At 71.5% G+C, this 24364-nt stretch carries 21 protein-coding genes; 9 read left to right on the forward strand and 12 right to left on the reverse strand.

From position 1 onward, the window contains the following. Positions 1-56: 56 nt before the first annotated feature. The 3 genes from AB0L59_RS37345 to AB0L59_RS37355 all read right to left on the reverse strand — a co-directional run bounded on the left by AB0L59_RS37345 (position 57) and on the right by AB0L59_RS37355 (position 2322). Positions 57-506, reverse strand: coding sequence for a DoxX family protein (locus tag AB0L59_RS37345; protein ID WP_365591293.1), 450 nt, complete (start codon positions 504-506; stop codon positions 57-59). 103 nt (positions 507-609) lie between these two features. Then, on the reverse strand, positions 610-1305 hold the full coding sequence (locus AB0L59_RS37350; protein ID WP_365591295.1) for a class I SAM-dependent methyltransferase: 696 nt from the start codon (positions 1303-1305) through the stop codon (positions 610-612). Between the two features lie 90 nt (positions 1306-1395). Beyond that, positions 1396-2322 (reverse strand): acyltransferase domain-containing protein, encoded by a 927-nt coding sequence (locus AB0L59_RS37355; protein ID WP_365591297.1) that lies wholly within the window; start codon positions 2320-2322, stop codon positions 1396-1398. 87 nt (positions 2323-2409) lie between these two features. Here AB0L59_RS37355 and AB0L59_RS37360 point away from each other — a divergent pair, with 87 nt between their 5' ends. Beyond that, positions 2410-2706, forward strand: a complete 297-nt coding sequence (locus AB0L59_RS37360; RefSeq protein WP_365591299.1) for a DUF6343 family protein — start codon at positions 2410-2412, stop codon at positions 2704-2706. A gap of 136 nt (positions 2707-2842) precedes the next feature. On the opposite strand, the gene AB0L59_RS37365 is transcribed toward AB0L59_RS37360, so the two are convergent. The 3 genes from AB0L59_RS37365 to AB0L59_RS37375 are packed head-to-tail and all read right to left on the reverse strand — an operon-like array spanning position 2843 to position 4869. Continuing rightward, positions 2843-3223: a tetratricopeptide repeat protein gene (locus AB0L59_RS37365; protein ID WP_365591301.1), complete on the reverse strand. Its 381-nt coding sequence runs from the start codon at positions 3221-3223 to the stop codon at positions 2843-2845. Positions 3224-3273: 50 nt separating this feature from the next. Beyond that, positions 3274-3885, reverse strand: a complete 612-nt coding sequence (gene coaE, locus AB0L59_RS37370; RefSeq protein WP_365591302.1) for a dephospho-CoA kinase — start codon at positions 3883-3885, stop codon at positions 3274-3276. 45 nt (positions 3886-3930) lie between these two features. Then, positions 3931-4869 carry a PAC2 family protein gene (locus AB0L59_RS37375; protein ID WP_365591341.1) on the reverse strand — a complete coding sequence of 313 codons (939 nt, stop codon included), beginning with the start codon at positions 4867-4869 and terminating at the stop codon, positions 3931-3933. A 179-nt stretch (positions 4870-5048) separates the two neighbouring features. Here AB0L59_RS37375 and AB0L59_RS37380 point away from each other — a divergent pair, with 179 nt between their 5' ends. Beyond that, positions 5049-5240: a hypothetical protein gene (locus AB0L59_RS37380; protein WP_365591304.1), complete on the forward strand. Its 192-nt coding sequence runs from the start codon at positions 5049-5051 to the stop codon at positions 5238-5240. A 287-nt stretch (positions 5241-5527) separates the two neighbouring features. On the opposite strand, the gene rpsA is transcribed toward AB0L59_RS37380, so the two are convergent. Then, complete coding sequence (gene rpsA, locus AB0L59_RS37385; protein WP_067042841.1) at positions 5528-7018, reverse strand: 30S ribosomal protein S1; 1491 nt, start codon at positions 7016-7018, stop codon at positions 5528-5530. A gap of 374 nt (positions 7019-7392) precedes the next feature. Between rpsA and AB0L59_RS37390 the strand changes: the two genes are divergently transcribed. Both AB0L59_RS37390 and hrpB read left to right on the forward strand, forming a co-directional pair. Further along, entirely contained in the window at positions 7393-8229 is an 837-nt protein-coding gene (locus AB0L59_RS37390) for a class I SAM-dependent methyltransferase (protein WP_365591343.1), read from the forward strand. Between the two features lie 61 nt (positions 8230-8290). Further along, on the forward strand, positions 8291-10813 hold the full coding sequence (gene hrpB, locus AB0L59_RS37395; RefSeq protein WP_365591306.1) for an ATP-dependent helicase HrpB: 2523 nt from the start codon (positions 8291-8293) through the stop codon (positions 10811-10813). On the opposite strand, the gene AB0L59_RS37400 is transcribed toward hrpB, so the two are convergent. The 3 genes from AB0L59_RS37400 to AB0L59_RS37410 all read right to left on the reverse strand — a co-directional run bounded on the left by AB0L59_RS37400 (position 10803) and on the right by AB0L59_RS37410 (position 13840). Next, a complete protein-coding gene (locus AB0L59_RS37400) occupies positions 10803-11795 on the reverse strand; it encodes a DUF3068 domain-containing protein (protein ID WP_365591308.1) in 993 nt (330 codons plus the stop codon). The two genes, hrpB and AB0L59_RS37400, sit on opposite strands and share 11 nt — an antisense overlap. Before the next feature lie 26 nt (positions 11796-11821). Further along, positions 11822-11956 (reverse strand): SPW_0924 family protein, encoded by a 135-nt coding sequence (locus tag AB0L59_RS37405; RefSeq protein ID WP_365591310.1) that lies wholly within the window; start codon positions 11954-11956, stop codon positions 11822-11824. A gap of 156 nt (positions 11957-12112) precedes the next feature. Further along, a complete protein-coding gene (locus AB0L59_RS37410) occupies positions 12113-13840 on the reverse strand; it encodes a lytic transglycosylase domain-containing protein (protein WP_365591311.1) in 1728 nt (575 codons plus the stop codon). Between the two features lie 316 nt (positions 13841-14156). Here AB0L59_RS37410 and AB0L59_RS37415 point away from each other — a divergent pair, with 316 nt between their 5' ends. Further along, on the forward strand, positions 14157-15044 hold the full coding sequence (locus AB0L59_RS37415) for a DUF4184 family protein (RefSeq protein WP_365591313.1): 888 nt from the start codon (positions 14157-14159) through the stop codon (positions 15042-15044). Here the strand turns inward: AB0L59_RS37415 and AB0L59_RS37420 are convergent. Next, positions 14935-15372, reverse strand: coding sequence for a hypothetical protein (locus AB0L59_RS37420; protein ID WP_365591315.1), 438 nt, complete (start codon positions 15370-15372; stop codon positions 14935-14937). The genes AB0L59_RS37415 and AB0L59_RS37420 overlap by 110 nt on opposite strands. A gap of 493 nt (positions 15373-15865) precedes the next feature. Continuing rightward, positions 15866-18592, reverse strand: a complete 2727-nt coding sequence (gene polA / locus AB0L59_RS37425) for a DNA polymerase I (RefSeq protein ID WP_365591317.1) — start codon at positions 18590-18592, stop codon at positions 15866-15868. 179 nt (positions 18593-18771) lie between these two features. Here polA and AB0L59_RS37430 point away from each other — a divergent pair, with 179 nt between their 5' ends. The 4 genes from AB0L59_RS37430 (at position 18772) to AB0L59_RS37445 (ending at position 24228) form a co-directional block, all read left to right on the forward strand. Further along, the gene (locus AB0L59_RS37430; protein WP_365591319.1) at positions 18772-21075 is read left to right on the forward strand and encodes an FdhF/YdeP family oxidoreductase; all 2304 of its coding nucleotides are present in this window, start codon (positions 18772-18774) and stop codon (positions 21073-21075) included. A 46-nt stretch (positions 21076-21121) separates the two neighbouring features. Beyond that, positions 21122-21610, forward strand: coding sequence for a hotdog fold thioesterase (locus AB0L59_RS37435; protein WP_365591321.1), 489 nt, complete (start codon positions 21122-21124; stop codon positions 21608-21610). Between the two features lie 53 nt (positions 21611-21663). After that, positions 21664-22065 carry a hypothetical protein gene (locus tag AB0L59_RS37440; protein ID WP_365591323.1) on the forward strand — a complete coding sequence of 134 codons (402 nt, stop codon included), beginning with the start codon at positions 21664-21666 and terminating at the stop codon, positions 22063-22065. Positions 22066-22989: 924 nt separating this feature from the next. Beyond that, a complete protein-coding gene (locus AB0L59_RS37445) occupies positions 22990-24228 on the forward strand; it encodes a branched-chain amino acid ABC transporter substrate-binding protein (RefSeq protein WP_365591325.1) in 1239 nt (412 codons plus the stop codon). Positions 24229-24364 lie beyond the last annotated feature (136 nt).

Below are 24364 nucleotides of genomic sequence, written 5' to 3' on the forward strand. Positions count from 1 at the left end.
CCCCGTCGGCCGGGCCCCCGCGCCCGGCCGACGGCGTGGGCGCCCACGCACCGGGCTCACCCTCGCCGCACCGACCGCAGCAGCTCACCGTTGTGCCCGCGCCGCGCCCAGGCGATCAGGGCGAGCGGCACCATCAGGATCAGCGGTGTCGCCGCGTTCTGGCCGTGGAAGACCGTGAGCTGCACGATGAACGCGCCCACCATGAGCGCGCTGAGCGCGATCGCCGCCACCGACTGCAGCACGGGGACCAGCAGTGCGACGGCTCCGGCGAGTTCGAGTGCGCCGATGGCGTACATGGCCCCGCTGCCCCAGCCGATCCTGTCGAAGGACTCGACAGCCGAGGGGTGCGCGATGAGCTTGGGCAACGCGCTCGCGATGCCGTAGAACAGCGCGAGCAGCACCTGCACGGTCCGCAGCGCGACCCGTGCCGCGCGCTTGCGTCCGCTGAGGCCGCCGGCGGAGGCGACGGGCGCGGTGGGGGCTGCGGAAGCGGTGGTCTCGGACATGAGGTTCTCCAGGGGAAGCGGTGCCGTGTGCTTTCGCCGGGGTAGACCTCTCGCGGTCCCCGAACTCATCGCTCATCGACCGCCCGATGCGCCCGAGTGCCCGCTATGCCTTCGGTATCGCCCGCACCCATGTCCGGTCAGGTGTCAGATAGGCGTCCACCTCCAGTTCCGCTTCTGCCAGTGCCGACTCGAACCGCTCTTTCGTCAGGGGCCGGGCGAGGAACGTCTGGGTCCAGACGGCGTCCGGGAACACGTACTCCGCGCGGACCGAGTTCACTCCGTCCCCGGCGGGCTCCACCGACGCGATCCGTACGGTGAATCCGCTCGGGTCGGCCCGCTCCCTCGGCACGTTCGCGTGGTAGTCCTCGCCCTCCCGCTGGATGAGCACACAGCCGCCCTCCGCCACATGCCGAGCGCAGGTGCGCAGCATGCCCCTGCGCACCTCCTCGTCGCCGTTGTGCACGAGGAACGACGCGAGCAGCACGACGTCGAACTTCTCGCCGCCCAGGTCCAGGTCCTCGATCGGGCCGCATATCGTGCGCGCCCCCCGGACCCGGCTCAGCATGTCGGCGGACTCGTCCACGGCCGTGACCGTGAAGCCCCGCTCGAGCAGGGGGTGGGTCATCCGGCCCACTCCGCTGCCCAGCTCCAGGATGTGCGCCCCGGCCGGTACCGCCGCGGCGATGATGTCCGGCTCGTCGCCCGCCGGCAGCCGCTCGTACAGCTCGACCGCGCAGCCGTCCGGGGTGATCGCGCCGGGTCCCGTGCCCTCGTGCCCCTCACGCATTTCGACCGTCATGCCCGAACAACGGCTCGCCCCCGCACGCCCGTTCCCCTTCGACGCCGGTTCACTCGTTCGAGCTACGCCGCGGCCCTGCGTCCACCGCGGCTAGGCACCAGGAGCCGGCTGGGTCCGGAACGGAAACCACCCGTGCCCGATGTACCAGTGGCCGCCCGCCCGCAGATGATCCCCCACGGCCCGCTCCACGGACGTGCGGCGGGGCAGCCGCGCGACCGGCAGGTCGGGGTCGCCGAAGACGAACTGGACGGGTTCGGTGTCGGACGGCTCGGTGTCCTCGCGGGCGACGCGGAAGCGTTCCTGGAAGCGGACGATGTTGGAGTCGGCCGGCAGGTACCGCTTCAACTGCGGGTCGAGCAGCCAGGAGTGGCACAGCGCGGTCACCGGTCGTTCCTCGGGGAAGTGCCGGGCGAAGAAGTCACGGGCCCGGGCCAGGGAGCGGTCGCAGGCGGACGGGGTGAGCGGGCCGTGGAAGTCGGGGATGTGCAGGTTCAGGCAGGGCGTGCCGGGGACGGCGTCCAGTCCGGCCGCCGCGAGCACGGACGCCGTGCGCTGTCCCAGCCGCGCCCGCTCGAACTGGAGCCGGCCCAACTGGTACAGCTCACCGCGGAAGTGGCGGACGAGCCAGCGCCGTGACTGCACCCCGGTCGTGCCGTGCCGTCTGCGGTGGACCGCCATGTGACGGCCCAGATCGGACAGGGTGTGCCGGGAGATCTCGGTGGGGATGCCGCGTTCCCGGTGCCGGGCGAGGGTGTGCGGGACCGCGGCGAGGAAGACGTACACGGCGAAGAGGGCGGTCAGTCCGGCCGGCGCCGCGTCGAGGAGTTCGGCGAGCTCGGGTGTGCGGCCCGTCTCCTCCGGGTCGCGGAACAGCTCCTCGACGCATTCCCCCAGGAGTCCGAGCGCACCCGGGTCGGCGGTGAGACGGCGCCGCCCGGCCACCACTTCGTTGATGTCCTCGTGCGGAACGGCCAGGTCGAGGAGCAGTTCGGGCAGGTCGTCGGCGTCCGGCAGCAAAGGTTCCCCCCTTCGGCGAGCGACGGTCGAGTGCCGTTGGTGAACGTCGTCACCGAAGAGTACGTTGCAAGCAGGAGTGATGGTCCGATGCGTACGGGCAGTGAGCCGGTGACCGCGCGCAGTGCTCTGCGGGCGCGGTTCTGGCTGTGCGTGTGGGGACTGGGCTGGGCGGTCTTCGGCACGGTGGCGTTCACGCTCGCCGGGCGTCCCGGGTGGGCGGCTGCCTGCGGGGCGCTGTGGCTGGTGGTCACCGTCGACCTGGCCATGATCGTCAGGCACATCCGGCAGGGGCCCCATTACCAGCCGGGCCGTGACGTGCCGCCGTACCGGCCACCGGACCAGGGACCGCCGTTCCCGGGCCCACCGAGGCACCGGCATCCGTGACCGCCCGGGGCACCTGCGGCGGCACCAGCCGACGCACCGGCGGTGACACCCGAGGCACCGGCGTCCTCGCCCGGACGTCCGGAACGGCGGCGCGGCGACGCGCGCGGGTGCGCCGCGCCCGGACGTCGAGCCGCGCTCAGTCGTCGAAGCGAGCCGCCTTCAGGTACTGCGGGTTCGGGTCCAGCGCGGCCGCGAGGCGGAAATGGCGTTTGGCCTGGTCGGAGCGGCCCTGGCGTTCGTAGGTGCGGGCCAGTGCGAAGTGCGCGAACGCGTTGTCCGGCTCGCGCTCCAGCACGATCGTGAACTCCAGCTCGGCGGGCCGTAGTTGGGCCGCGGCGAAGAAGGCACGCGCGCGGAGCAGCCGGGCCGCGGTGTTCTCCGGGTATGCGGCGATGACTCCGTCGAGCAGCTTCACCGCGCCCCGTGGGTCCCGTGAGTTGAGCAGCTGCTCGGCTGCACGGAAGTCGATGACATGCGTCTCCGGAGTACGTCCGGTGGAATCGCTGGTCTCGGGCACGGCAGAGTCCTTCCCTCACTCCACGCTTTCAACGCCCGCGGCGGGGGCCGCTATTCCGCGGAACCCTCGCGCGCCCGCCGTGCGAGGTCCTCCCAGACCTCGGCGACACGCTTGTGCAGGGCGTCCAGCGGCATGTCGTTGTCGATCACGATGTCCGCGATCTGTCTGCGCTGCTCGCGGGTGGCCTGCGCGGCCATGCGCGCGCGTGCGTCCTCCTCGGTCATCCCGCGCAGCCGGACCAGCCGGTCGAGCTGGGTCTCGGGGCTCGCGTCCACGACGACCACGAGGTCGTAGAGGGGCGCCAGGCCGTTCTCGGTGAGGAGGGGAACGTCGTGGATCACCACGGAGCCGGCGGCCGCGGCCTCCTCCAGCTCGCGGGAGCGGGCGCCCACGAGGGGGTGCACGATCGAGTTCAGTACGGCGAGCTTCTCGGGGTCGGCGAAGACGATCGAGCCGAGTCCGGGCCGGTCCAGGCTGCCGTCCGCGGTGAGGACGTCCTCGCCGAAGGCCTCGACCACGGCGGCCAGGCCGGGAGTGCCGGGCGCCACGACCTCGCGCGCGATGCGGTCCGCGTCGATCAGCACGGCCCCGTGCTCCACGAGCAGCCGCGACACCTCGCTCTTGCCGGCGCCGATCCCGCCGGTCAGACCCACCTTCAGCATGAGGCGAAGCTTAGGCCCTGCCACCGACAGCGGGACCGGCGGAGGTCAGTTGTCGCCTTCCCGCTCCGCCAGGAACCGCTCGAACTCGAGCCCGATCTCGTCGGCCGACGGAATGTCCACGGGCTCGGCGAGCATGTTGCCCCGGGTCTCGGCGCCGGCAGCGGCGTCGTACTGGTGCTCCAGGCCCTGGACGAGTGAGGTGAGCTCCTCGTCGCCCTCCTGGATCTGCCGGTCGATCTCCGTCTGCGTGCGGTGCGCGTCCGTCCGCAGCGCGTGCGCGACTCCCGGCAGGACGAGTCCGGTGGCGGCGGTGATGGCCTCCAGCACGGTCAGGGCCGCGTCCGGGTACACGGAGCGGGCGATGTAGTGCGGAACGTGCGCGGCGACGCCCAGGACGTCGTGCCCGGACTCCATCAGGCGGTACTCCACCAGCGACTCGGCACTGCCGGGGACCTGGGCCTCCTCGAAGGGACTGCGGTGGCCGGGGACGAGGTCGCTGCGGTTGCCGTGCGGGGTGAGGCCCACCGGGCGGGTGTGCGGGACGCCCATGGGGATGCCGTGGAAGTTCACGGACAGGCGGACGCCGAGCCGCTCCACGATCTGCTGTACGGCCGCCGCGAACCGCTCCCACTCCACGTCCGGCTCGGGCCCGGACAGCAGCAGGAAGGGGGCGCCCGTGGTGTCCTGGACGAGGCGGACCTCGATGGCCGGGACCTCGTAGTCGGTCCAGCGGTCCCGCTTGAAGGTCAGCAGGGGCCGGCGGGCCCGGTAGTCCACGAGCCGGTCGTGGTCGAAACGGGCGACGAGCTGGTGGGGCAGTGAGTCGAGCAGCCGGTCGACGATCTGGTCGCCGGTGTCACCCGCGTCGATGTATCCGTCGAAGTGGTAGAGCATGACAAGGCCGGCCGACTCCTGGGCGAGCGCCATGTCGACTACGGCGAGGCCCTTCGGCTCCCATGCGTACAAACCCTGCGGATCAAGCACTGTCACCGCTCCTCCTCGTGTTCGTCATGCACAACGCGCCCTGGAACGCGGGCATTCCCGCAACCGGTCACTGATCAGCGCGCTCATGCCGGGTGCCTTGACGCCTCGTCAGCAGGTCCTCACTTCAACCGGACGACATCGTTCAAGATGACGACTCGCATTCATGTAGACATCCAGCCGTGGCCACCGGCGCCCCGCTCCTCGCCGCCCCGGCCGCGGCCTCGGCCCGGATCAGGCACCTCCTCCTGGACGGTCAGCGGGCTGACCGCGACCGGCGGCCGGAGGGCATCATGATCGACGCCGCCAAAGGAGTGACCGTGGACAGCGTCACGGTGCACGGCACCCGGCGTGTACGCGGGAGTCGACACTGACGGCCGCGACCGGCTCCACCCGGCCCGCGTTCAACGTCACCGACTACAGCGCCGCCTGCAGGACGACGGTGTACAGCACGAACACGGTGACGGGCGGCAGGGGCCTGACCCATGTCGCGGGCGCTCCCCGAGGGGTGCGGGGAACTGCACTACAGGCCATGGACGGCTCGCACCCGAGCGCGAACGGGCGCCCCGGAAAACCCTGAGGGGCCGCACCTCGAAAGGTGCGGCCCCTCAGCCGGCTATCGGCTAAGCCTCAGCGCCTGGCGATGCCCCTCTGGGGGAGCTCAGCTCTGGCCGCCGGCCAGCTTCTCGCGCAGCGCGGCCAGCGCCTCGTCCGAGGCCAGCGCACCGGAGGTGTCCGCGCCCTCGGAGGAGTACGAGCCGCCGGTCGCGGCCGGAGCCGCAGCCTCGCCGCCCTCGGCCGCGGCAGCGGCGTCGGCCTCGCGGGACTTGATGACCTGCTGCTGGTGCTGCTCGAAGCGCTGCTGCGCCTCGGCGTACTGGCGCTCCCACTCCTCGCGCTGCTTCTCGTAGCCCTCGAGCCAGTCGTTGGTCTCGGGGTCGAAGCCCTCGGGGTAGATGTAGTTGCCCTGGTCGTCGTAGGACGCGGCCATGCCGTACAGGGTCGGGTCGAACTCGACCGAGGCCGGGTCGGCACCGAAGGACTCGTTGGCCTGCTTCAGCGAGAGGCTGATGCGACGACGCTCGAGGTCGATGTCGATGACCTTGACGAAGATCTCGTCGTTGACCTGGACGACCTGCTCCGGGATCTCCACGTGGCGCTCGGCCAGCTCGGAGATGTGCACCAGACCCTCGATGCCCTCGTCCACGCGGACGAACGCACCGAACGGAACCAGCTTCGTGACCTTACCGGGCACGACCTGGCCGATCTGGTGGGTGCGGGCGAACTGCTGCCACGGGTCTTCCTGGGTCGCCTTCAGCGACAGGGAGACGCGCTCGCGGTCCATGTCGACGTCGAGAACCTCGACGGTGACCTCCTGGCCGACCTCGACGACCTCGGACGGGTGGTCGATGTGCTTCCAGGACAGCTCGGACACGTGGACCAGACCGTCGACGCCACCCAGGTCCACGAAGGCACCGAAGTTGACGATCGAGGAGACGACGCCGGAACGGACCTGACCCTTCTGGAGGGTCGTGAGGAACGTCTGGCGGACCTCGGACTGGGTCTGCTCGAGCCAGGCACGGCGGGACAGGACCACGTTGTTGCGGTTCTTGTCCAGCTCGATGATCTTGGCCTCGAGCTCCTTGCCGACGTACGGCTGAAGGTCGCGGACGCGGCGCATCTCGACCAGGGAGGCCGGGAGGAAGCCACGGAGGCCGATGTCGAGGATGAGACCACCCTTGACGACCTCGATGACGGTACCGGTGACGATGCCGTCCTCTTCCTTGATCTTCTCGATGGTGCCCCAGGCACGCTCGTACTGGGCGCGCTTCTTCGAGAGGATCAGGCGGCCTTCCTTGTCCTCCTTCTGGAGGACCAGGGCCTCGATCTCGTCGCCGACGGCGACGACCTCGTTCGGGTCGACGTCGTGCTTGATCGAGAGCTCGCGGCTCGGGATGACACCTTCGGTCTTGTAACCGATGTCGAGCAGGACCTCGTCCCGGTCGACCTTCACGATGACGCCGTCGACGATGTCGCCGTCGTTGAAGTACTTGATCGTCTCGTCGATCGCTGCGAGGAAGGCTTCCTCGTTACCGATGTCGTTGACCGCTACCTGCGGGGTGGTGGCGGTGGTCTCGGTGCTGCTCGTCATGTGGGAAAGGGCTCCGGTACGGACATTGAAGTCGTAGGTACTGCTTACGCCGGGAGCCCGTTTCGCTCTGCAGAAGCCGGACAGCCAAGGAAGCGCCACCTTCGTGGACACCGGGTGCCCGGTGGCGCCTCGACAACCGAGGGGACATACAACAGATGCGAGCGCAGCCTGCTACGTCTGAGGTGCGCAGGCCCGCAGCGCAACTTGTAGCATACGGGGGCAGCCGGACAGGGTCAATGCGCGAAGGCGCACACCCGGGGCGGATCGCCCCATAACCGGCAGAAGAAACGTCCCTGGAGGCCACGCAGGCGTAGGGGACCGCTTCCGTGTCGCACCCCTGGCGGGTTGGACGGAAGAGTACGACGAGGGAGCCGATCATCCAAGAGCCGGAAGCGTACGAGCCCGAAGGACCCGAGGAGTACGAGCCGGAGGCCACGCGGCGTGACGCGGGCGTGGCGGAGAGTTCCCGGGCCAACCGGGGCTGGTGGGACCGCAACGCGGACGAGTACCAGGTCGAGCACGGCACGTTCCTCGGCGACGACCGCTTCGTGTGGGGCCCGGAGGGGCTGGACGAGGTGGAGGCGGAGCTGCTCGGCCCGCCGGAGGAGCTGAAGGGCGTGGAGGTCCTGGAGATCGGCGCGGGCGCGGCGCAGTGCGCGCGCTGGCTGGCCGCCCAGGGTGCCCGCCCGGTGGCGCTGGACCTCTCCCACCGCCAGCTCCAGCACGCGCTGCGGATCGGCGGATCGTTTCCGCTGGTCTGCGCGGACGCCGGCGCACTGCCCTTCGCCGACGGCTCCTTCGACCTGGCCTGCTCCGCCTACGGGGCGCTGCCCTTCGTGGCCGACCCGCGGCTGGTGCTGCGCGAGGTGCGCCGGGTGCTGCGGCCGGGCGGCCGGTTCGTCTTCTCGGTGACGCATCCGATCCGCTGGGCGTTCCCGGACGAGCCGGGCCCCGAGGGCCTGTCGGTGTCCGGGTCCTACTTCGACCGCACGCCGTACGTGGAGCAGGACGAGGAGGGCAACGCGGTCTACGTCGAGCACCACAGGACGCTCGGCGACCGCGTCCGGGACATCGCGGCGTCCGGCTTCCGCCTGGTGGACCTGGTGGAGCCGGAGTGGCCGTCCTGGAACACCTCGGAGTGGGGCGGCTGGTCCCCGCTGCGGGGCAGCCTCATTCCGGGGACGGCGATCTTCGTGTGCGAGCGGGACTGAACCCTTACACACGTGCACGCGCGCGTGAGGGCCGGTTTCGCCGTCGTACGACACTAGGGGCGTGATCCGTTACGACGCCCTGGACGCGCTGCCCGTGCGTTCCGCGCTGCCCGCCCTGTCCGAGGCCCTGGAGGGTGCCGGCACCGCCGTGCTCGTGGCGCCGCCCGGCACCGGCAAGACGACGCTGGTGCCGCTCGTGCTGGCGGGGCTGGTCGACGGCGGGCCGGCGCGGCGTGTCGTGGTGGCCGAGCCGCGCCGGATCGCGGCGCGGGCGGCGGCCCGGCGGATGGCGTGGCTGGTGGGTGAGAAGCCCGGCGAGAGCGTGGGCTTCACCGTCCGCGGGGAGCGGAAGGTGGGGCGGTACACGCGCGTGGAGGTCGTGACGACCGGTGTGCTGCTGCAGCGGCTGCAACGGGACCAGGAACTGCCGGGCGTCGACGTCGTCGTCCTGGACGAGTGCCACGAGCGGCATCTGGACGCCGACACGGCGGCCGCCTTCCTGTGGGACGTACGGCAGGCGCTGCGCCCGGAGCTGCGGCTGGTCGCCGCGTCGGCGACGACGGACGCCGAAGGCTGGGCGCGGCTGCTGGGCGGGGCGCCCGTGGTCGAGGCGGAGGGTGTCGCCCACCCGGTGGAGGTGGTGTGGGCGCCTCCGGTGCGTCCACTGCGGCCGCCGCACGGGATGCGCGTCGATCCCGCGCTGCCGGCGCACGTGGCGTCGGTGGTGCGGCGGGCGCTGACGGAGCGGGACGGGGACGTGCTGTGCTTCCTGCCGGGCGTGGGCGAGATCGCGCGTGTGGCGGGTCAGCTGGGTGATCTCGGGGATGTGGACGTGCTCCAGGTGCACGGGCGGGCGCCTGCCGCCGTGCAGGACGCGGTGCTGGCGCCCGGGGCGCGGCGCCGGGTGGTGCTGGCGACCGCGGTGGCGGAGTCGTCGCTGACGGTGCCCGGGGTGCGGGTGGTGGTGGACTCGGGGCTCGCGCGCGAGCCGCGGGTGGACCACGCGCGCGGGCTGAGCGGTCTGACGACGGTGCGGGCGTCACGGGCGGCCGGGCGGCAGCGGGCGGGCCGGGCCGGGCGAGAGGCGCCGGGGGCGGTGTACCGGTGCTGGACGCAGGCCGAGGACGGGCGCCTGCCGGCGTTCCCGGCGCCGGAGATCAAGGTGGCCGACCTGACCGCGTTCGCCTTGCAGGCGGCCTGCTGGGGGGATCCGGACGCCTCCGGGCTGGCGTTGCTGGATCCTCCGCCGGGTGGGGCGATGGCGGCGGCGCGCTCCGCGTTGGCGGCGGTGGGCGCGGTGGACTCCGCCGGCCGGGCCACGCCGGTCGGCGTGCGGCTGGCACGGTTCGGCGTGCATCCCCGGCTGGGGCGGGCCCTGCTGGACACCGCCGGTGAGGGTGCGGGGGTCGTCGCCCTGCTCTCGGAAGAGGTCCCGCGGGACTACGGGGACGATCTTGCCGGGGCGTTGCGACGGGCCCGGCGTGGGGGTGACGCCTACGCGGGACGGTGGGCCTCGGAAGTACGCCGGCTGCGGGCCTCTTCGGAGTCTTCCCGCCCGCCCGTCCGTGACCCTCGGTCAGCGGGTGCCCTCGAGGTCGGGCCCGGCACGGGTGACGAGCGGCTCGCCGGGCTCGTTGCCGCGCTCGCCTTTCCCGAGCGTGTCGCCAAGCTCGACGGTGGGTCGTATCTCATGGCCTCCGGGACGCGCGCCGAGCTGATGGAGGGGTCCGCGCTGCGGGGCGCGCCGTGGATCGTCGTCGCCGTAGCCGATCGGCCCGTCGGCAAGGGCCACGCGCGGGTGCTGCTCGGGGCCGCCGTGAGCGAGGACGTGGCGCGGGATGCCGCCGGGGCTCTGCTCGCCGAGCGGGACGAGGTGCACTGGGCCGGCGGGGACGTCGTGGCCCGGTACGTCGAGCGGCTGGGGGCGATCGAGCTCACCGCGCGGCCGCTGAAGGACGCGGAGCCGGCACTGGTACGCGGGGCCCTGCTCGAGGGGCTCGGGCAGGAGGGGCTCGGGTTGCTGCGCTGGTCGCCGGACGCGGAGACGCTGCGGCAGCGGCTGGCGTTTCTGCGGGCGCACCTCGGCGAGCCGTGGCCGGACGTGTCCGGCGACGCGCTGTACGCGCGCGTGGACGACTGGCTGGAACCGGAGCTGAGCAGGGCCCGGCGGCGCGCCGATCTCGGGCGGATCGACGCAGGGCAGGCGCTCGTGCGGCTGCTGCCCTGGGCGAGCGGAGAGGCGGCCCGGCTGGACGAGCTGGCGCCCGAACGGATCACCGTGCCCAGTGGGTCCAGAATCCGGATCGACTATCGGGATCCGGAGCGGCCGGTGCTCGCGGTGAAGCTGCAGGAGATGTTCGGGCTGCGCGAGACGCCGGTCGTCGCGGGGGTGCCGCTGCTCGTGCATCTGCTCTCCCCCGCCGGGCGGCCCGCCGCCGTCACGGCCGACCTCGCCTCCTTCTGGCGGGACGGCTACCAGGGCGTGCGGGCGGAGCTGCGCGGGCGGTATCCGAAGCATCCGTGGCCCGAGGACCCGGCGACCGCGGAGCCCACCCGGCACACCAACGCGCGGCTCAGGCGCTGACCGGTTCCGGCTCCGGCGTCCGGGTGGCCGCCGGGTCCTCGGGGCGGCGGGCGCGCGCCTCCAGGTAGAGGGCGAGGGCCAGGAGCAGCAGACCGGCGGTCAGGGAGCCCCAGGGAACGTACGAGGTGAGCAGCAGGACCAGGGTGCGGTTGTGCTTGACCAGGGCGACCGTGTGCTCGATGTAGTCCTCGCGCATCTTCACGTCCCCGGCGAACGCCGTGACCCTGTCGCGGCCGCCGAGCAGGGTGCCGCCCCGCAGCTCCTCCTTGTGGAGTTCCTCTCCGTAGACGGGCGCGCCGGTGACCGGTTCGACCCAGAACCTGCGGACCGTGCTGTACCAGCGGGTGGTGCCCGTCCTGGCGACCGATTCCGGCGTGATGCCCCGTACGGGCATGGTCTTCGGCATGGAGACCTTGGTCCAGGGGATGGTCTGTTCGAAGTAGTAGACCTTCAGGCCGCGGAAGGTCTGGGTGCCCTTGTAGTGGATGGGGCTGGTGGTGCGGGTCTGCGCGTCGAAGTACTCGTAGTCGCGTTTCTGCGTCAGGAAGGGCCACTTGAACTCGATGCCCTCGCGGGTGACCGGGTCGCCGTCGACCATCTCGCCGGTGGCGTGCACGGGGTCCTGGCTGTGGGCGTCGAAGATGTACCGCTCGGGGACCTTGGAGACCATCCTGCCGTCGGGGCCCTGGACGTAGGAGAGGCTGTCCCAGACCACGACCGGCCGGCCCGCCGTCTTCTCGATCTTCTTCGCGGCCTCCACATTGCCCTTCAGGGTCTGCACGATGGTGACCTTGGAGACCTTCTTCGCCCGCATGGTGCCGTAGTCGAGGAGGGTGGCGCCCTTCGCTTCGAGGACCATGTCCTGGTACTGGTTCGCGGGGATCCTGGCCAGGCGCGGGAAGGCGTACCAGCGCATGAGCGGGGACAGTGCCGCGCAGAAGACGGCGCAGGCGACCAGGACCAGGCTTGCCGTGCGGCGCATTGCGGCCTCCCTCCGGACGGGCTCGGCTAGGGGTGCGAGGGCACCGTCGTCAGCAGCGGCTCGGGGGACGTCCGGCCCGTCGGGACACCCACGGCGGTCATCACCAGGACCAGGGCGAGCGCGAGGGTGAGACCGGTCGCTGCGGCGATCAGGGCGCGCATGGGGCCTCCCGGCGGACGGTTCGTCTCCTGTCGGGCCACCTGATGACTCGTCAGGTCCGGGCACCGTAGCAACGGGCGGGTGAGATGAGAACAGCGGTGCACGCACAACGAGGGCGCCCTCCCCGCCGGTTGCGGAGAGGGCGCCCTCGCGTGATGTCAGGAAGAGGCGGACGGGCTCGGGGACGGGCTCGGCGAGGAGTCGGCGGCGGCGACCTTCAGCTCGACGGTGAGCGTCGCACCACCGGTGGTGGTGATGCGGAGCAGGAACGTGCCGGTGGTGTCGTCCGCGTACAGCTTCGGCAGGGTCAGCAGGCCCTTGGCGTCCGTCTGGAGGCCGGTGAGGGTGCGTACGGGCTTGCCGTCGGCGTCCTTGAAGTAGGGGCCCTTGTCGTTCTCGGTGGCGTCGGTGTCGGACTTGATCAGGGTCGCGGTGGCCGCGACCTTGTCCGCGACGGCGCCCTTGTACGTCGCCTCCACCTGGACCTGGTCGGTGAACTCCCCACCCGGCGTGCAGGTCAGCGGGGTGTCGCTGGTGCGGGCCAGGGCGTCGGCGGCGCGCTCGGTGACGGTGGCCGTGTAGCCGAGGCCCTTGACCGAGCGGCCCACGACGGTGGCGAGGACCTCGAAGTCCCCGGTCTTCTCGCCCGCCTGGAGCGCCGGGGCGAGGGCGATGCCCTTGGCGTCGGTGGCGACCGTGGCCACGGTCTCCCCGCCGGTGAAGGTGGCGTCGGTGTCGCCGGTGATCGTGAACCTGACCCTGACCTTGGCGACGGGCTTGCCGTCCTTGGTCTCGGCCCGGGTGCCGATCCGGTCGGTGAAGGTGTGGCCGGCCATCGTGGTGAGCTTGGCCGTGTCCGCGTCGTCCAGGTGGTCGACCGTGTCGGTGGGGGTCGGCGGGGTCGTGGGCGGGACGGGCGGCTTCGAAGGAGGCGGGGTGGGGCTCCCGCTGCCGCCAGCGGGCTTGCCGGGCTTGTCCGGCTTCTTCCTCGGCTTGGTCTTCGGCGGGTTCGAGTGCTTCGGGGACTGGACGCGCGGGGAGCCGTCGTCGCTGCGGTGGGTGGGCACGCTGCCGCTGCCGTCGGGCACGGAGTGGGTGCCCTTGCGGTAGTACTCCAGCCACGACAGGACGGTGTTCAGGTAGTCCTGCGAGTTGTTGTAGCTGAGGATCGCGCTGTGCAGGTCGCCCTCGCGCGAGAGGTCCCAGCCGTTGCGGCACAGGTAGTGGCCGGCGGCGAGGGCGGCGTCGTAGACGTTGTTGGGGTCCTTCTTGCCGTCGCCGTTGCCGTCGCGGCCGGCCCAGGCCCAGGTCGACGGGATGAACTGCATGGGGCCCACGGCCTGGTCGTACTCGGTGTTGCCGTCGTAGGCGCCGTGGTCGGTGTCCTTGATGAGCGCGAAGCCGTTGCCGTCGAGCGCCGGGCCGAGGATGCGGCCGATCGTGGTGCCGTCGGCGTCGACCCGCCCGCCGCGGGCCTGGCCCGACTCGACCTTGCCGATGGCGGCGAGCAGCTGCCAGGGCAGGTTGCAGCCGGGCTTGGCGGAACGCAGTGCGGCCTCGGCCTTCTTGTAGGCGTCGAGCACCGTCGCCGGGATGCCGGCCTCCGCGTCGCCCAGGGCGACGGGGGTGCCGGTGGCGCTCGGCGAGGGGCTCGGGTTGGGGCTGTTGAGCGGCGGCAGATCCGTGTAGTACGGCGAGTTGCCGGTGGCGTTGCCGTCGGCGGTCGCGTCGGGTACGGGGGCGGAAGCGCCCGCCGTCGTCTGTCTGCCGTGGTCCTCGCCGGTCACTCCCGGAGCCTGGGACGCGGACAGGGCCGCGACCGCTGCCGCGGCCACGGCGGTGGTCGCCGCTCCCTTGCGCAGCCGCCTTCCGAAATGCGCCGCCATCGAGTGAACCCCTCCCGTGGACGCCTCGCGTCCGTTTCCGTCCGTCTGCTTCGCTGTGGTGTGACGGTTGACGCGGTGTTCTGGTTGCCCCTGTGTCGTCCTTCCGTCCGTGCGACGCCGCGTTCGACCGCGCATCCGGTACGGCGCCGCAGGCGACCCTACGGCAACTTGCTTTGAGCCGGGACCCGTTCACGCCCGATTTTCACCGCCTGGCCAACTCCCGTTGCCCCGTACGACCCCCCGCGGCGTCCCGCATACTGGACGGGCCTGGTCACCGGCTCGGTGCCGCGGCCGACGACCCTTCCAGGGGGCTCTGTTGCCGTTCACGCTCAGCCATGCGGCGGCCGTCCTGCCCGCGGTCCGCCGGGACGGGACCGGCCGCGGCCCGCTGGTGCCGGCGGCGCTCGTCGCGGGCTCCTTCGCGCCCGACATGACCTTCTATGTGGCGAGTGTCCTGCCGGGCGGCATGCAATTCGGTGCGGTCACGCACTCGTTCGCCGGGGTCTTCACGGTCGACGCGGTCATCTCCTGGGCGCTGGTGAGGCTGTGGCTGCTGGTCCGCGAACCGCTGCTCGCGCTGCTGCCCCGGGCCTGGCAGGCCCGGCCGGCCGGGCCGCTGCGCTGTGGTGTGCCACGCGCGCGCGTACGGGCCGTCGCGGTGATGTGGGGTTACGTCTCCGCGGTTCTGGGCGCGCTGACGCACGTGGTGTGGGACGCGTTCACGCATCAGGGGCGGTGGGGATCGCGGCTGGTTCCGGCCATCGGGCAGGCCCGGCCGGCCGGCATGCCGCTGTACTCCTGGCTCCAGTACGGCTCGTCCGTGGTGGGTGCGCTCGTGATCGCGGTGTTCGCCGCGCGTGCGCCGCGGCGGGCGCCGGGCGGGGAGCCGGTGGCGGTGCCGGTGCTGTCCGTACGGGACCGGTGGTGGGCCGGCGCGGTGATCGGCGGTTGTGCGGCGGCCGGGGCGGTGCAGCGGGTGGCAAGGTCGCGTGCGCTGGTGGGGGCTCCGGAACGGGTGTGGGATCTGGTGCCCGCCCTGTGCTTCGGGGTGGGCGCCGGGCTGGTGCTTGGGCTTGTGCTGTACGCCGCCGGGGTCAGGGCGTTGCGTCCGGGCCGGGTTCCGGGCCGTCGAGGGGGTCGAGGGGGTTCCGGTGATCCCGGCGGGGTGGTCGGTGCGGGCCGGGGGCGGCCGGTCGGTCGGTGAGGGACGCGACGAAGACCGTGAGGGTGGGCCGGGGGCGTGCTCTCGGGATCGCGGTGAGCGCGAGGGCGAGATAGCCGCGGGCGAGGTCGGCCCACTGGCGCCAGTCCTGGGCGGGGGCCACATGGCCGGTCAGGCCGGTGAGTCTGTACCGGAGGCCCTTGGCGGTCTTGCGGACGGTCTCGACCAGGTCGACGGGGATGCGGGCGGTGCTTGCGTCGGCCGCGAGGGCCGGGACCGGCGAGGCGGGCATGGCCTGCGCCGAGGCGGTGTCCGCCCAGGCCCGGGTCACTGCCTCGGGCGTCCGGCGGTGAAGCATGCGTATACCCATGCTCGCAGTTTTGCGGCTGTCGGGGGTGGGGGGCGTTTTGGCGGGGGCCACGTGAGTGACGGGGCCCGCCGGGGGTCGGCCGACTTGCGGGGTGGCACCGGGCTCTTGGGGTGGTGGGGGTGGGCGCGCACCGGGTTTCCTGGCTGGTGGGGGTGGGTGGGCGTCGGGGTTGCGGCGGGTGCGGCGCCGCCGGACGCACCGGGGGTGAGCGCCGTTGCGACGGGATGGCGCAGGCGGGATTTCGGATGCCGGTGCCTTGCGGCCCAGGGGCGGGTCCTACGGGTGCCGGGCGGCACCGGCAGCGCTCGCGCGGCGGGTACGGCACCGCCGGGTCCGCGCCGTGGGGGCTCGGCGTGGGTACGGCGGAGGCGTGTGCGCCGGCGCCGGTGCTTGTTGCCGGTGACTGCGCTTACGCCGGTGCGCGTGCCCGTGCGCCGGTGGGGCCTTGCTGCCGATGTCGGCCGCAAGGCCCCCGCCGCCCAGGCGCCGCAGGCTAGTGCGCCGCGGACTCCCAGTCCGGGCCCACGCCCACCGAGACGTCGAGGGGGGCGCGGAGCTGGACTGCGTTCGCCATCTCGTGGCGGACGATCCGCTCCGCGGCCGCCCGCTCGCCGGGCGCGATCTCCAGGACGATTTCGTCGTGGACCTGCAGGAGCATGCGGGACTTCAGCTCCGCCGCCCGCAGGGCGCCGTCCACCTTGAGCATGGCGATCTTGACGATGTCGGCCGCCGTGCCCTGGATGGGCGCGTTGAGAGCCATGCGCTCGGCGGCCTCGCGGCGCTGGCGGTTGTCGCTGTTGAGGTCGGGCAGGTAGCGGCGGCGGCCGAAGAGGGTCGCCGTGTAGCCCGTGGCCCGAGCCTCGTCGACCGCCCGGCGGAGGTAGTCCCGGACGCCGCCGAAACGCTCGAAGTACGCGTCCATCAGGGCGCGTGCCTCCGCGGCCTCGATGTTCAGCTGCTGGGACAGGCCGAAGGCGGAGAGGCCGTAGGCCAGGCCGTACGACATCGCCTTGATCTTGCGGCGCATCTCCGCGTCCACCGCGGCATGCTCGACGCCGAACACCTGGGAGGCGGCGGTGGTGTGCAGGTCCTCGCCGGAGGTGAACGCCTGGATCAGGCCCTCGTCCTCGGACAGGTGGGCCATCACACGCAGCTCGATCTGGCTGTAGTCGGCGGTCATCAGGGACTCGAAGCCCTCGCCGACGACGAACCCGCGGCGGATCGCCCGGCCCTCGTCCGTGCGGACCGGGATGTTCTGCAGGTTCGGGTCCGTGGAGGACAGGCGGCCGGTCGCCGCGACCGTCTGGTTGAACGTGGTGTGGATACGGCCGTCGCCCGCGACCGTCTTGATCAGGCCCTCCACCGTGACCCGCAGCTTCGCCTGCTCACGGTGACGGAGCATGATCACCGGCAGTTCGTTGTCGGTCTGGGTGGCGAGCCAGGCCAGGGCGTCGGCGTCGGTCGTGTAGCCGGTCTTGGTCTTCTTGGTCTTCGGCAGGGCCAGCTCGCCGAAGAGGACCTCCTGAAGCTGCTTGGGCGAGCCCAGGTTGAACTCGTGCCCGGCGGCCGCGTGGGCCTCCTTCACGGCCTGCTGCACCGCGCCCGCGAACGTCTGCTCCATCGCCTCCAGGTGCGCGCGGTCGGCCGCGATGCCGTGGCGCTCCATGCGGGCGAGCAGGGCGGAGGTGGGCAGCTCCATGTCGCGCAGGAGCTCGGCCGCGCCGACTTCCTCGAGGCGGGTCCCGAACGCCTCGCCGAGGTCGAGGACCGCGCGGGCCTGGATCATCAGGGCCTCGGCCTCGGCGCCGTCGTCCGCGCCGAAGGCCAGCTGGCCGTCGGCCGCGGCGGCGGGCGCGAGCTCACGGTGCAGGTACTCCAGGGACAGCGCGTCCAGGTCGAAGGAGCGGCGGCCGGGCTTGACCAGGTAGGCGGCGAGGGCGGTGTCCATGGTCACGCCCTCGACGGACCAGCCGTGCTCGGCGAAGACGCGCATGGCGCCCTTGGCGTTGTGGAGCACCTTGGGCCGGGCGGCGTCGGCCAGCCAGGCCGCGAACGCGTTCTCGTCGGCCTCGTCCAGCTCGGCCGGGTCGAACCAGGCCGCCGCTCCCCCGGCCGCGGCCAGCGCGACCTCGGCGACCGAGCCGGTGCCCAGCGCCCAGGTGTCGACGGTGGCGACGCCCAGGGCCTCGGCGCCGTGGCCGGCCAGCCAGGGGGCCAGCTCGCCGGTGCGCAGGATCTTGCCGTCCAGCTCCACGCCGTCGGTGGCGATCGGTGTGGCCTCGGCCTCCTCGGAGCCCGGGTCCACGGCGAAGAGGCGCTCCCGCAGCGAGGGGTTGCGGATCTCCAGGGTGTCCAGGACCATCGCGACGGCCTTGCGGTCGTACGCGGCCCGCTCCAGGTCGGCGACCGACTTCGGCAGCTCGACCTGGCGCTCCAGTTCGGTGAGGACGCGGTTGAGCCTGACCGACTCCAGGTGGTCGCGGAGGTTCTGCCCGGCCTTGCCCTTGACCTCATCGACGCGCTCGACCAGTTCCGAGAAGGAGCCGAACTGGTTGATCCACTTCGCGGCGGTCTTCTCGCCGACGCCGGGGATGCCGGGGAGGTTGTCGGACGGGTCGCCGCGCAGGGCCGCGAAGTCCGGGTACTGGGCGGGCGTCAAGCCGTACTTCTCGAAAACCTTCTCGGGGGTGAACCGGGTCAGCTCCGAGACGCCCTTGGTCGGGTAGAGCACGGTGGTGCTCTCGGTGACCAACTGGAAGGAGTCGCGGTCACCGGTGACGATCAGCACCTCGAAGCCCTCGGCCTCGGCCTGGGTGGCGAGGGTGGCGATGATGTCGTCCGCCTCGTACCCCTCCACGGCGAAGCGGGGGGCCTGCATCGCGTCGAGCAGCTCGCCGATCAGCTCGACCTGGCCCTTGAACTCGTCGGGGGTCTTGGAGCGGTTCGCCTTGTACTCGGTGAACCGCTCGGAGCGCCAGGTCTTGCGCGAGACGTCGAAGGCCACGGCGAAGTGCGTGGGCGCCTCGTCACGCAGGGTGTTGGCCAGCATCGACGCGAAGCCGTAGATCGCGTTCGTCGGCTGGCCGGTCGCGGTCGTGAAGTTCTCCGCCGGCAGCGCGAAGAACGCGCGGTAGGCCAGCGAGTGCCCGTCCATGAGCATCAGCCGGGGACGGGTGCCGCCGGGGGTCTTGTCGGTCTTCTTCGATGCTGTCTCTGCCACGTCCCCGATCCTGCCACGCCGCACTGACACTCCGGTCCGGGACCGAGGGAGGTGCTGCGCAGGGTTGCCCTCGGTCACGCAGAGTGCCCTTGCCCGGTGGGCCCGCCGGGCACGGTTGTCGGTACCGCGTGGGAGGATCGGCACCGTACTTCTCACACGCAGTCGAAGGGGAGCGTGCGATGGCGACGAAGCCGCCCAAGGGTGATCCGGTTCAGGACGCGCCGCAGGTCGCGGAGCCCAAGCACGCGGCCGCGGGACTGCCCGCCGTCGGGCACACGCTGCGCATCGCCCAGCAGCAGATGGGTGTGCGGCGCACGGCGCTGACATTGCTGCGGGTGAACCAGAAGGACGGGTTCGACTGCCCGGGCTGCGCCTGGCCGGAGCCGGACCACCGGCACAAGGCGGAGTTCTGCGAGAACGGCGCCAAGGCGGTGGCGGAGGAGGCGACCCTGCGCCGGGTCACCCCGGAGTTCTTCGCCGCGCACCCCGTCGCCGACCTGGCCGGCCGCAGCGGCTACTGGCTGGGCCAGCAGGGCCGGCTCACGCACCCCATGTATCTCCCCGAGGACGGCACGCACTACGAGCCGGTCAGCTGGGAGCGTGCCTTCGACATCGTCGCCGAGGAGATCGCCGCCCTCTCCTCCCCGGACGAGGCCGTCTTCTACACCTCGGGCCGCACCAGCAACGAGGCCGCGTTCCTGTACCAGCTCTTCGCGCGCGAGCTGGGCACGAACAACCTGCCGGACTGCTCCAACATGTGCCACGAGTCGTCCGGGTCTGCGCTCAGCGAGACCATCGGCATCGGCAAGGGCAGCGTCCTGCTGGAGGACCTCTACAAGGCCGATCTGATCATCGTCGCCGGGCAGAACCCGGGGACGAACCATCCGCGCATGCTCTCCGCGCTGGAGAAGGCCAAGGCGAACGGCGCGAAGATCATCAGTGTCAATCCGCTGCCCGAGGCCGGCCTGGAGCGGTTCAAGAACCCGCAGACACCGCAGGGCCTGCTGAAGGGTGCCGCGCTCACCGATCTGTTCCTGCAGATCCGCATCGGTGGCGACCAGGCCCTCTTCCGGCTCCTCAACAAGCTGATCCTGGAGACGGAGGGCGCGGTCGACGAGGAGTTCGTCCGCGAACACACCCACGGTTTCGAGGAGTTCGCGAAGGCGGCCCGCGCCGCTGACTGGGACGAGACGCTCAGGGCGACCGGCCTCACCCGCGCGGAGATCGAGCAGGCCCTCGGCATGGCCCTCGCCTCGAAGCGGACCATCGTCTGCTGGGCCATGGGTCTCACCCAGCACAAGCACGCCGTGCCGACCATCCGCGAGGTCGTCAACTTCCTGCTGCTGCGCGGCAACATCGGGCGTCCGGGCGCGGGCGTGTGCCCGGTCCGCGGGCACAGCAACGTCCAGGGCGACCGCACCATGGGCATCTTCGAGCGGCCGGCGCCCGCCTTCCTGGACGCGCTGGAGAAGGAGTTCGGGTTCGCGCCGCCGCGCGAACACGGCTTCGACGTCGTCCGGGCCATCCGCGCGCTGCGCGACGGCGACGCGAAGGTGTTCTTCGCCATGGGCGGCAACTTCGTCTCCGCCTCCCCCGACACCGAGGTGACCGAGGCCGCGATGCGGCGGGCGCGGCTGACGGTGCACGTGTCGACCAAGCTCAACCGCTCGCACGTCGTCACGGGCGCGCGGGCGCTGATCCTGCCCACGCTGGGCCGCACCGAGCGGGACCTGCAGGACAGTGGTGAGCAGTTCGTCACCGTCGAGGACTCGATGGGCATGGTGCACGCCTCGCGCGGGCGGCTGGCGCCGGCGAGCTCGCGGCTGAGGTCCGAGCCGGCGATCATCTGCGGCCTCGCCCGCCGGGTGCTCGGCGAGAGCAGCGTCGTGCCGTGGGAGGAGTTCGCGAAGGACTACGCGACGATCCGTGACCGCATCGCGCGCGTGGTCCCCGGTTTCGAGGACTTCAACGCGCGCGTGGCCCGGCCGGGCGGCTTCACGCTGCCGCACGCCCCGCGGGACGAGCGCCGCTTCCCGACCGCCACGGGCAAGGCGAACTTCACGGCGGCGCCGGTGGAGTACCCCGAACTGCCCCAGGGCCGGCTGCTGTTGCAGACCCTGCGCTCGCACGACCAGTACAACACCACGATCTACGGCCTCGACGACCGGTACCGGGGCATCACGGGCGGCCGCCGGGTGGTGCTGGTGCACCCCGAGGACGCGCGGGCGCTCGGTTTCGCCGAGGGAGCGTACGTCGACCTGGTGAGCGAGTGGAACGACGGCGTGGAGCGGCGGGCGCCCGGATTCCGTATCGTGCACTACCCGACGACCCGGGGCTGCGCGGCGGCGTACTACCCCGAGACGAACGTCCTGGTCCCGCTCGACGCGACCGCCGACACCAGCAACACCCCGGCCAGCAAGTCCGTGGTCGTACGCCTCGAGGATCCCGGCGCGGGCCGTCTGGAACAATCGGCGACCGACTGAGCGTTTGCTCAGCCAGGACAGGTGGACGCAGAACGGAGCGGGGCCCATGGGTGAGCAGCAGCGAGTGAAGTTTCCGCAGGAGGTCGTCGACGAGTACGCGGTGCTCGGTGTCGACCTGCCGGCCCTGTTCTCGGCCGGGCATCTCGGCACGCGGATGGGCGTGCAGATCCTGGAGGCCTCGGCGGAGAAGGTCGTCGGGACCATGCCGGTCGAGGGCAACACCCAGCCGTACGGCCTGCTGCACGGCGGAGCCTCGGCGGTGCTGGCGGAGACCCTCGGCTCGGTCGGTTCCATGCTGCACGGCGGCAGCTCGAAGATCGCGGTCGGTGTGGACCTGAACTGCACGCACCACCGCGGCGTCCGCTCCGGGCTGGTGACCGGGGTGGCCACGCCGGTGCACCGCGGCCGTTCGACGGCGACGTACGAGATCGTGATCAGCGACGAGGAGGGTCGCCGCGTGTGCAGCGCCCGGCTGACCTGCCTGCTGCGGGACGTGCGGCCGGGCGACGCGGCCCAGGTGCCGCCCGCGCACTGAACGGCCCGCACCGGACCGTTGCCCCCCGCCGCCCCTCCCCTTAGCTTCTGGTCATGGGACGGCGAGGGGACCCCCGGTCGGGGGTGAAGCTCCTGGTGCTCGGGCTGGCGCTGCCGGCACTGCTGTGGACGACGGCCTGCGGCCGTTCGGGCGGACCCGTGCACTCCGCCCGACCATCCCCGTCCCCGTCGACGACCTCCGACGCCGAATTGTGCTACCACCTCGTCGCACACTGGTCGCGTGAGGTGCTCGACGGCACCACCTACGGCGATTACCAGTCGATGGGTCTGTCCACCGGGCAGTACGAGATCCTGCGGGACATCGTCGATGCCGCACGGACGGTGAAACGGCGTCAAGGAGAGGCTGCCGCAGCGGAGTTGATCGACCGTCAGACCCGGCGTGCCTGCACCGACCGCTACCGTCACGGAGCGCCGACCGAAGGTTCCTGGACATGAGCGGCATCGGGCCCCTGGAGCCGGGCGAGGGGACGCGGGCGCGGGACGCCCACCCGCCGACAGGCTCAACTCCGCCGTCCGTGGCCGGAATTCGCTCGGCCCTGGCCACCCGGTACGGCCGCCACCGGCCGGCCGTGCTCGCCCTCTCCGCGGCGGCCGTCCTCCTGGCCGGGGGCGGTTACCTCTACGCCACCCGGCCACGGCAACCACCGCCGCCCCCCGCTCCCTATCCCGCACAGGTCGTGGAGGTGGCCTACGCGGGCGGGCGGCCCACCGCGGCAGACGCCCCGCCCCGCAGCTTCAGCTTCGCGGTGCTACTGAGCGTGCAATCGGGACCGCCTGTCACGGTGACCCGGGTGACCCAACCGTACGCGGGAATCTCGCTGGTGACGGACCCGCGTCCCCCCTTCCGGACAAAGGCAGGTTCGGACCGCAAGATCACGATAACCATGCACGTGACGCAATGCGGAAAAGTGCCCATGGACGCCGGGCTTCCTTTCCTGGATGTAACTCTGCGTAATGTGCGCGCAATCCAGATTCAGGGCTACATCCTCGGTCCGCGCTACGCGCAGCACCTCTCGCAGTCCCTGAAAGGTGCCTGCAGCAACAGAGTTGTGTCATCACCAAAACCCTCGAGACGCCTGAATTGATCACGGTGATTCCTGCGGGTTCTCACATTGCGGACGGCGCGAATCGGCCGGAATTCCTCCCTTTCCCCCACGGCGTACCGCTCTGCATTACGTCGTGTCATAACAAGAGAGTCACAGCCTTCGTCAGACACTCCTCCGCGTTCCCCACACGCGCTTAGAGTCACGGCCAGTCACCGCGCCCCCCGATTCGCTCTCTGGTTTGCAGCTTCAGGGGGGATGCGCGCGGCTCGACCGTTTCCAGGGGGGAACGGTCGTCCTGGGGAAAGGACTGATCGTGCGTCAACGTTCGCTTATCGCCATCACCGCCGCGCTGGCAGCGGGAGCACTCACCCTCACGGCCTGCGGCTCGCGCGACAGCGGCGACAAGGGCTCGAACTCCAAGGGCGGCGGCACCACCGTCACCATCGGCGTCGACGCCCCGCTGACCGGCGACCTGTCCGCGCTCGGCCTGGGCATCAAGAACTCGGTGGACCTGGCGGTCAGGACCGCCAACAAGAAGAACTACGTCAAGGGCGTCACCTTCAAGATCGAGGCCAAGGACGACCAGGCCCAGCCGTCCTCCGGCCAGTCGAACGCCTCCGCCTTCGTCAGCGACGACAGTGTCCTCGGCGTGGTCGGACCGCTGAACTCGTCCGTGGCCCAGTCGATGCAGAAGGTCTTCGACGACGCCAAGCTGGTCGAGGTGTCGCCGGCCAACACCAGCCCCGACCTCACCCAGGGCACCAACTGGCAGACGTCGAAGGCGCGGCCGTACAAGTCGTACTTCCGTACGGCGACCACGGACGCCATCCAGGGCCCGTTCGCCGCGCAGTACGTCTACAACACGGCCAAGAAGACCAAGGTCTTCGTCATCGACGACAAGAAGACCTACGGCGCCGGCCTCGCCAAGACCTTCACCGAGGAGTTCACGAAGCTCGGCGGCAAGGTCGTGGGCACCGAGCACATCAACCCCGACACCAAGGACTACTCCGCGGTGGCCACCAAGGTGAAGAACTCCGGCGCCGACGTGGTCTACTACGGCGGCGAGTACCCGCAGGCCGGTCCGCTCAGCAAGCAGATCAAGTCGGCCGGCGCCAACGTCCCGCTGGTCGGCGGTGACGGTATCTACGACCCCACCTTCATCAAGCTCGCGGGCAGCGCCGCCACCGGCGACCTCGCGACCTCGGTCGGCGCCCCGGTCGAGACGCTGGCCTCGGCCAAGCAGTTCGTCGCCGACTACAAGGCGGCGGGCTACAAGGAGGAGTACGCGGCCTACGGCGGCTACTCCTACGACTCCGCCTGGTCGATCATCGAGGCCGTGAAGAAGGTCGTCGACGACAACGGCGGCAAGCTGCCGTCCGACGCCCGCGCGAAGGTCACCGCCGCGGTGCAGAACGTCTCCTTCGACGGTGTGACCGGCAAGGTCTCCTTCGACCAGTACGGCGACGCGACCAACAAGCAGCTCACCGTCTACAAGGTCGACGGCGGCGCCTGGAAGGCTGCCCACTCCGGCACCTACACCCCCAGCAGCTGACCCACACCCGCATCCACAGAGCCGCGGGGGGGGGGGGGGGGGGGCGGGCCGGCGCCGGGGGGGGCCCCCCCCCCAGCCCCGCGAACAACAGAAAAAAAAACACGAAAAAGACGGAATTAAACAAACGCCGACCACC

The organism is Streptomyces sp. NPDC052109 (assembly GCF_040680195.1).
Taxonomy (GTDB): domain Bacteria; phylum Actinomycetota; class Actinomycetes; order Streptomycetales; family Streptomycetaceae; genus Streptomyces.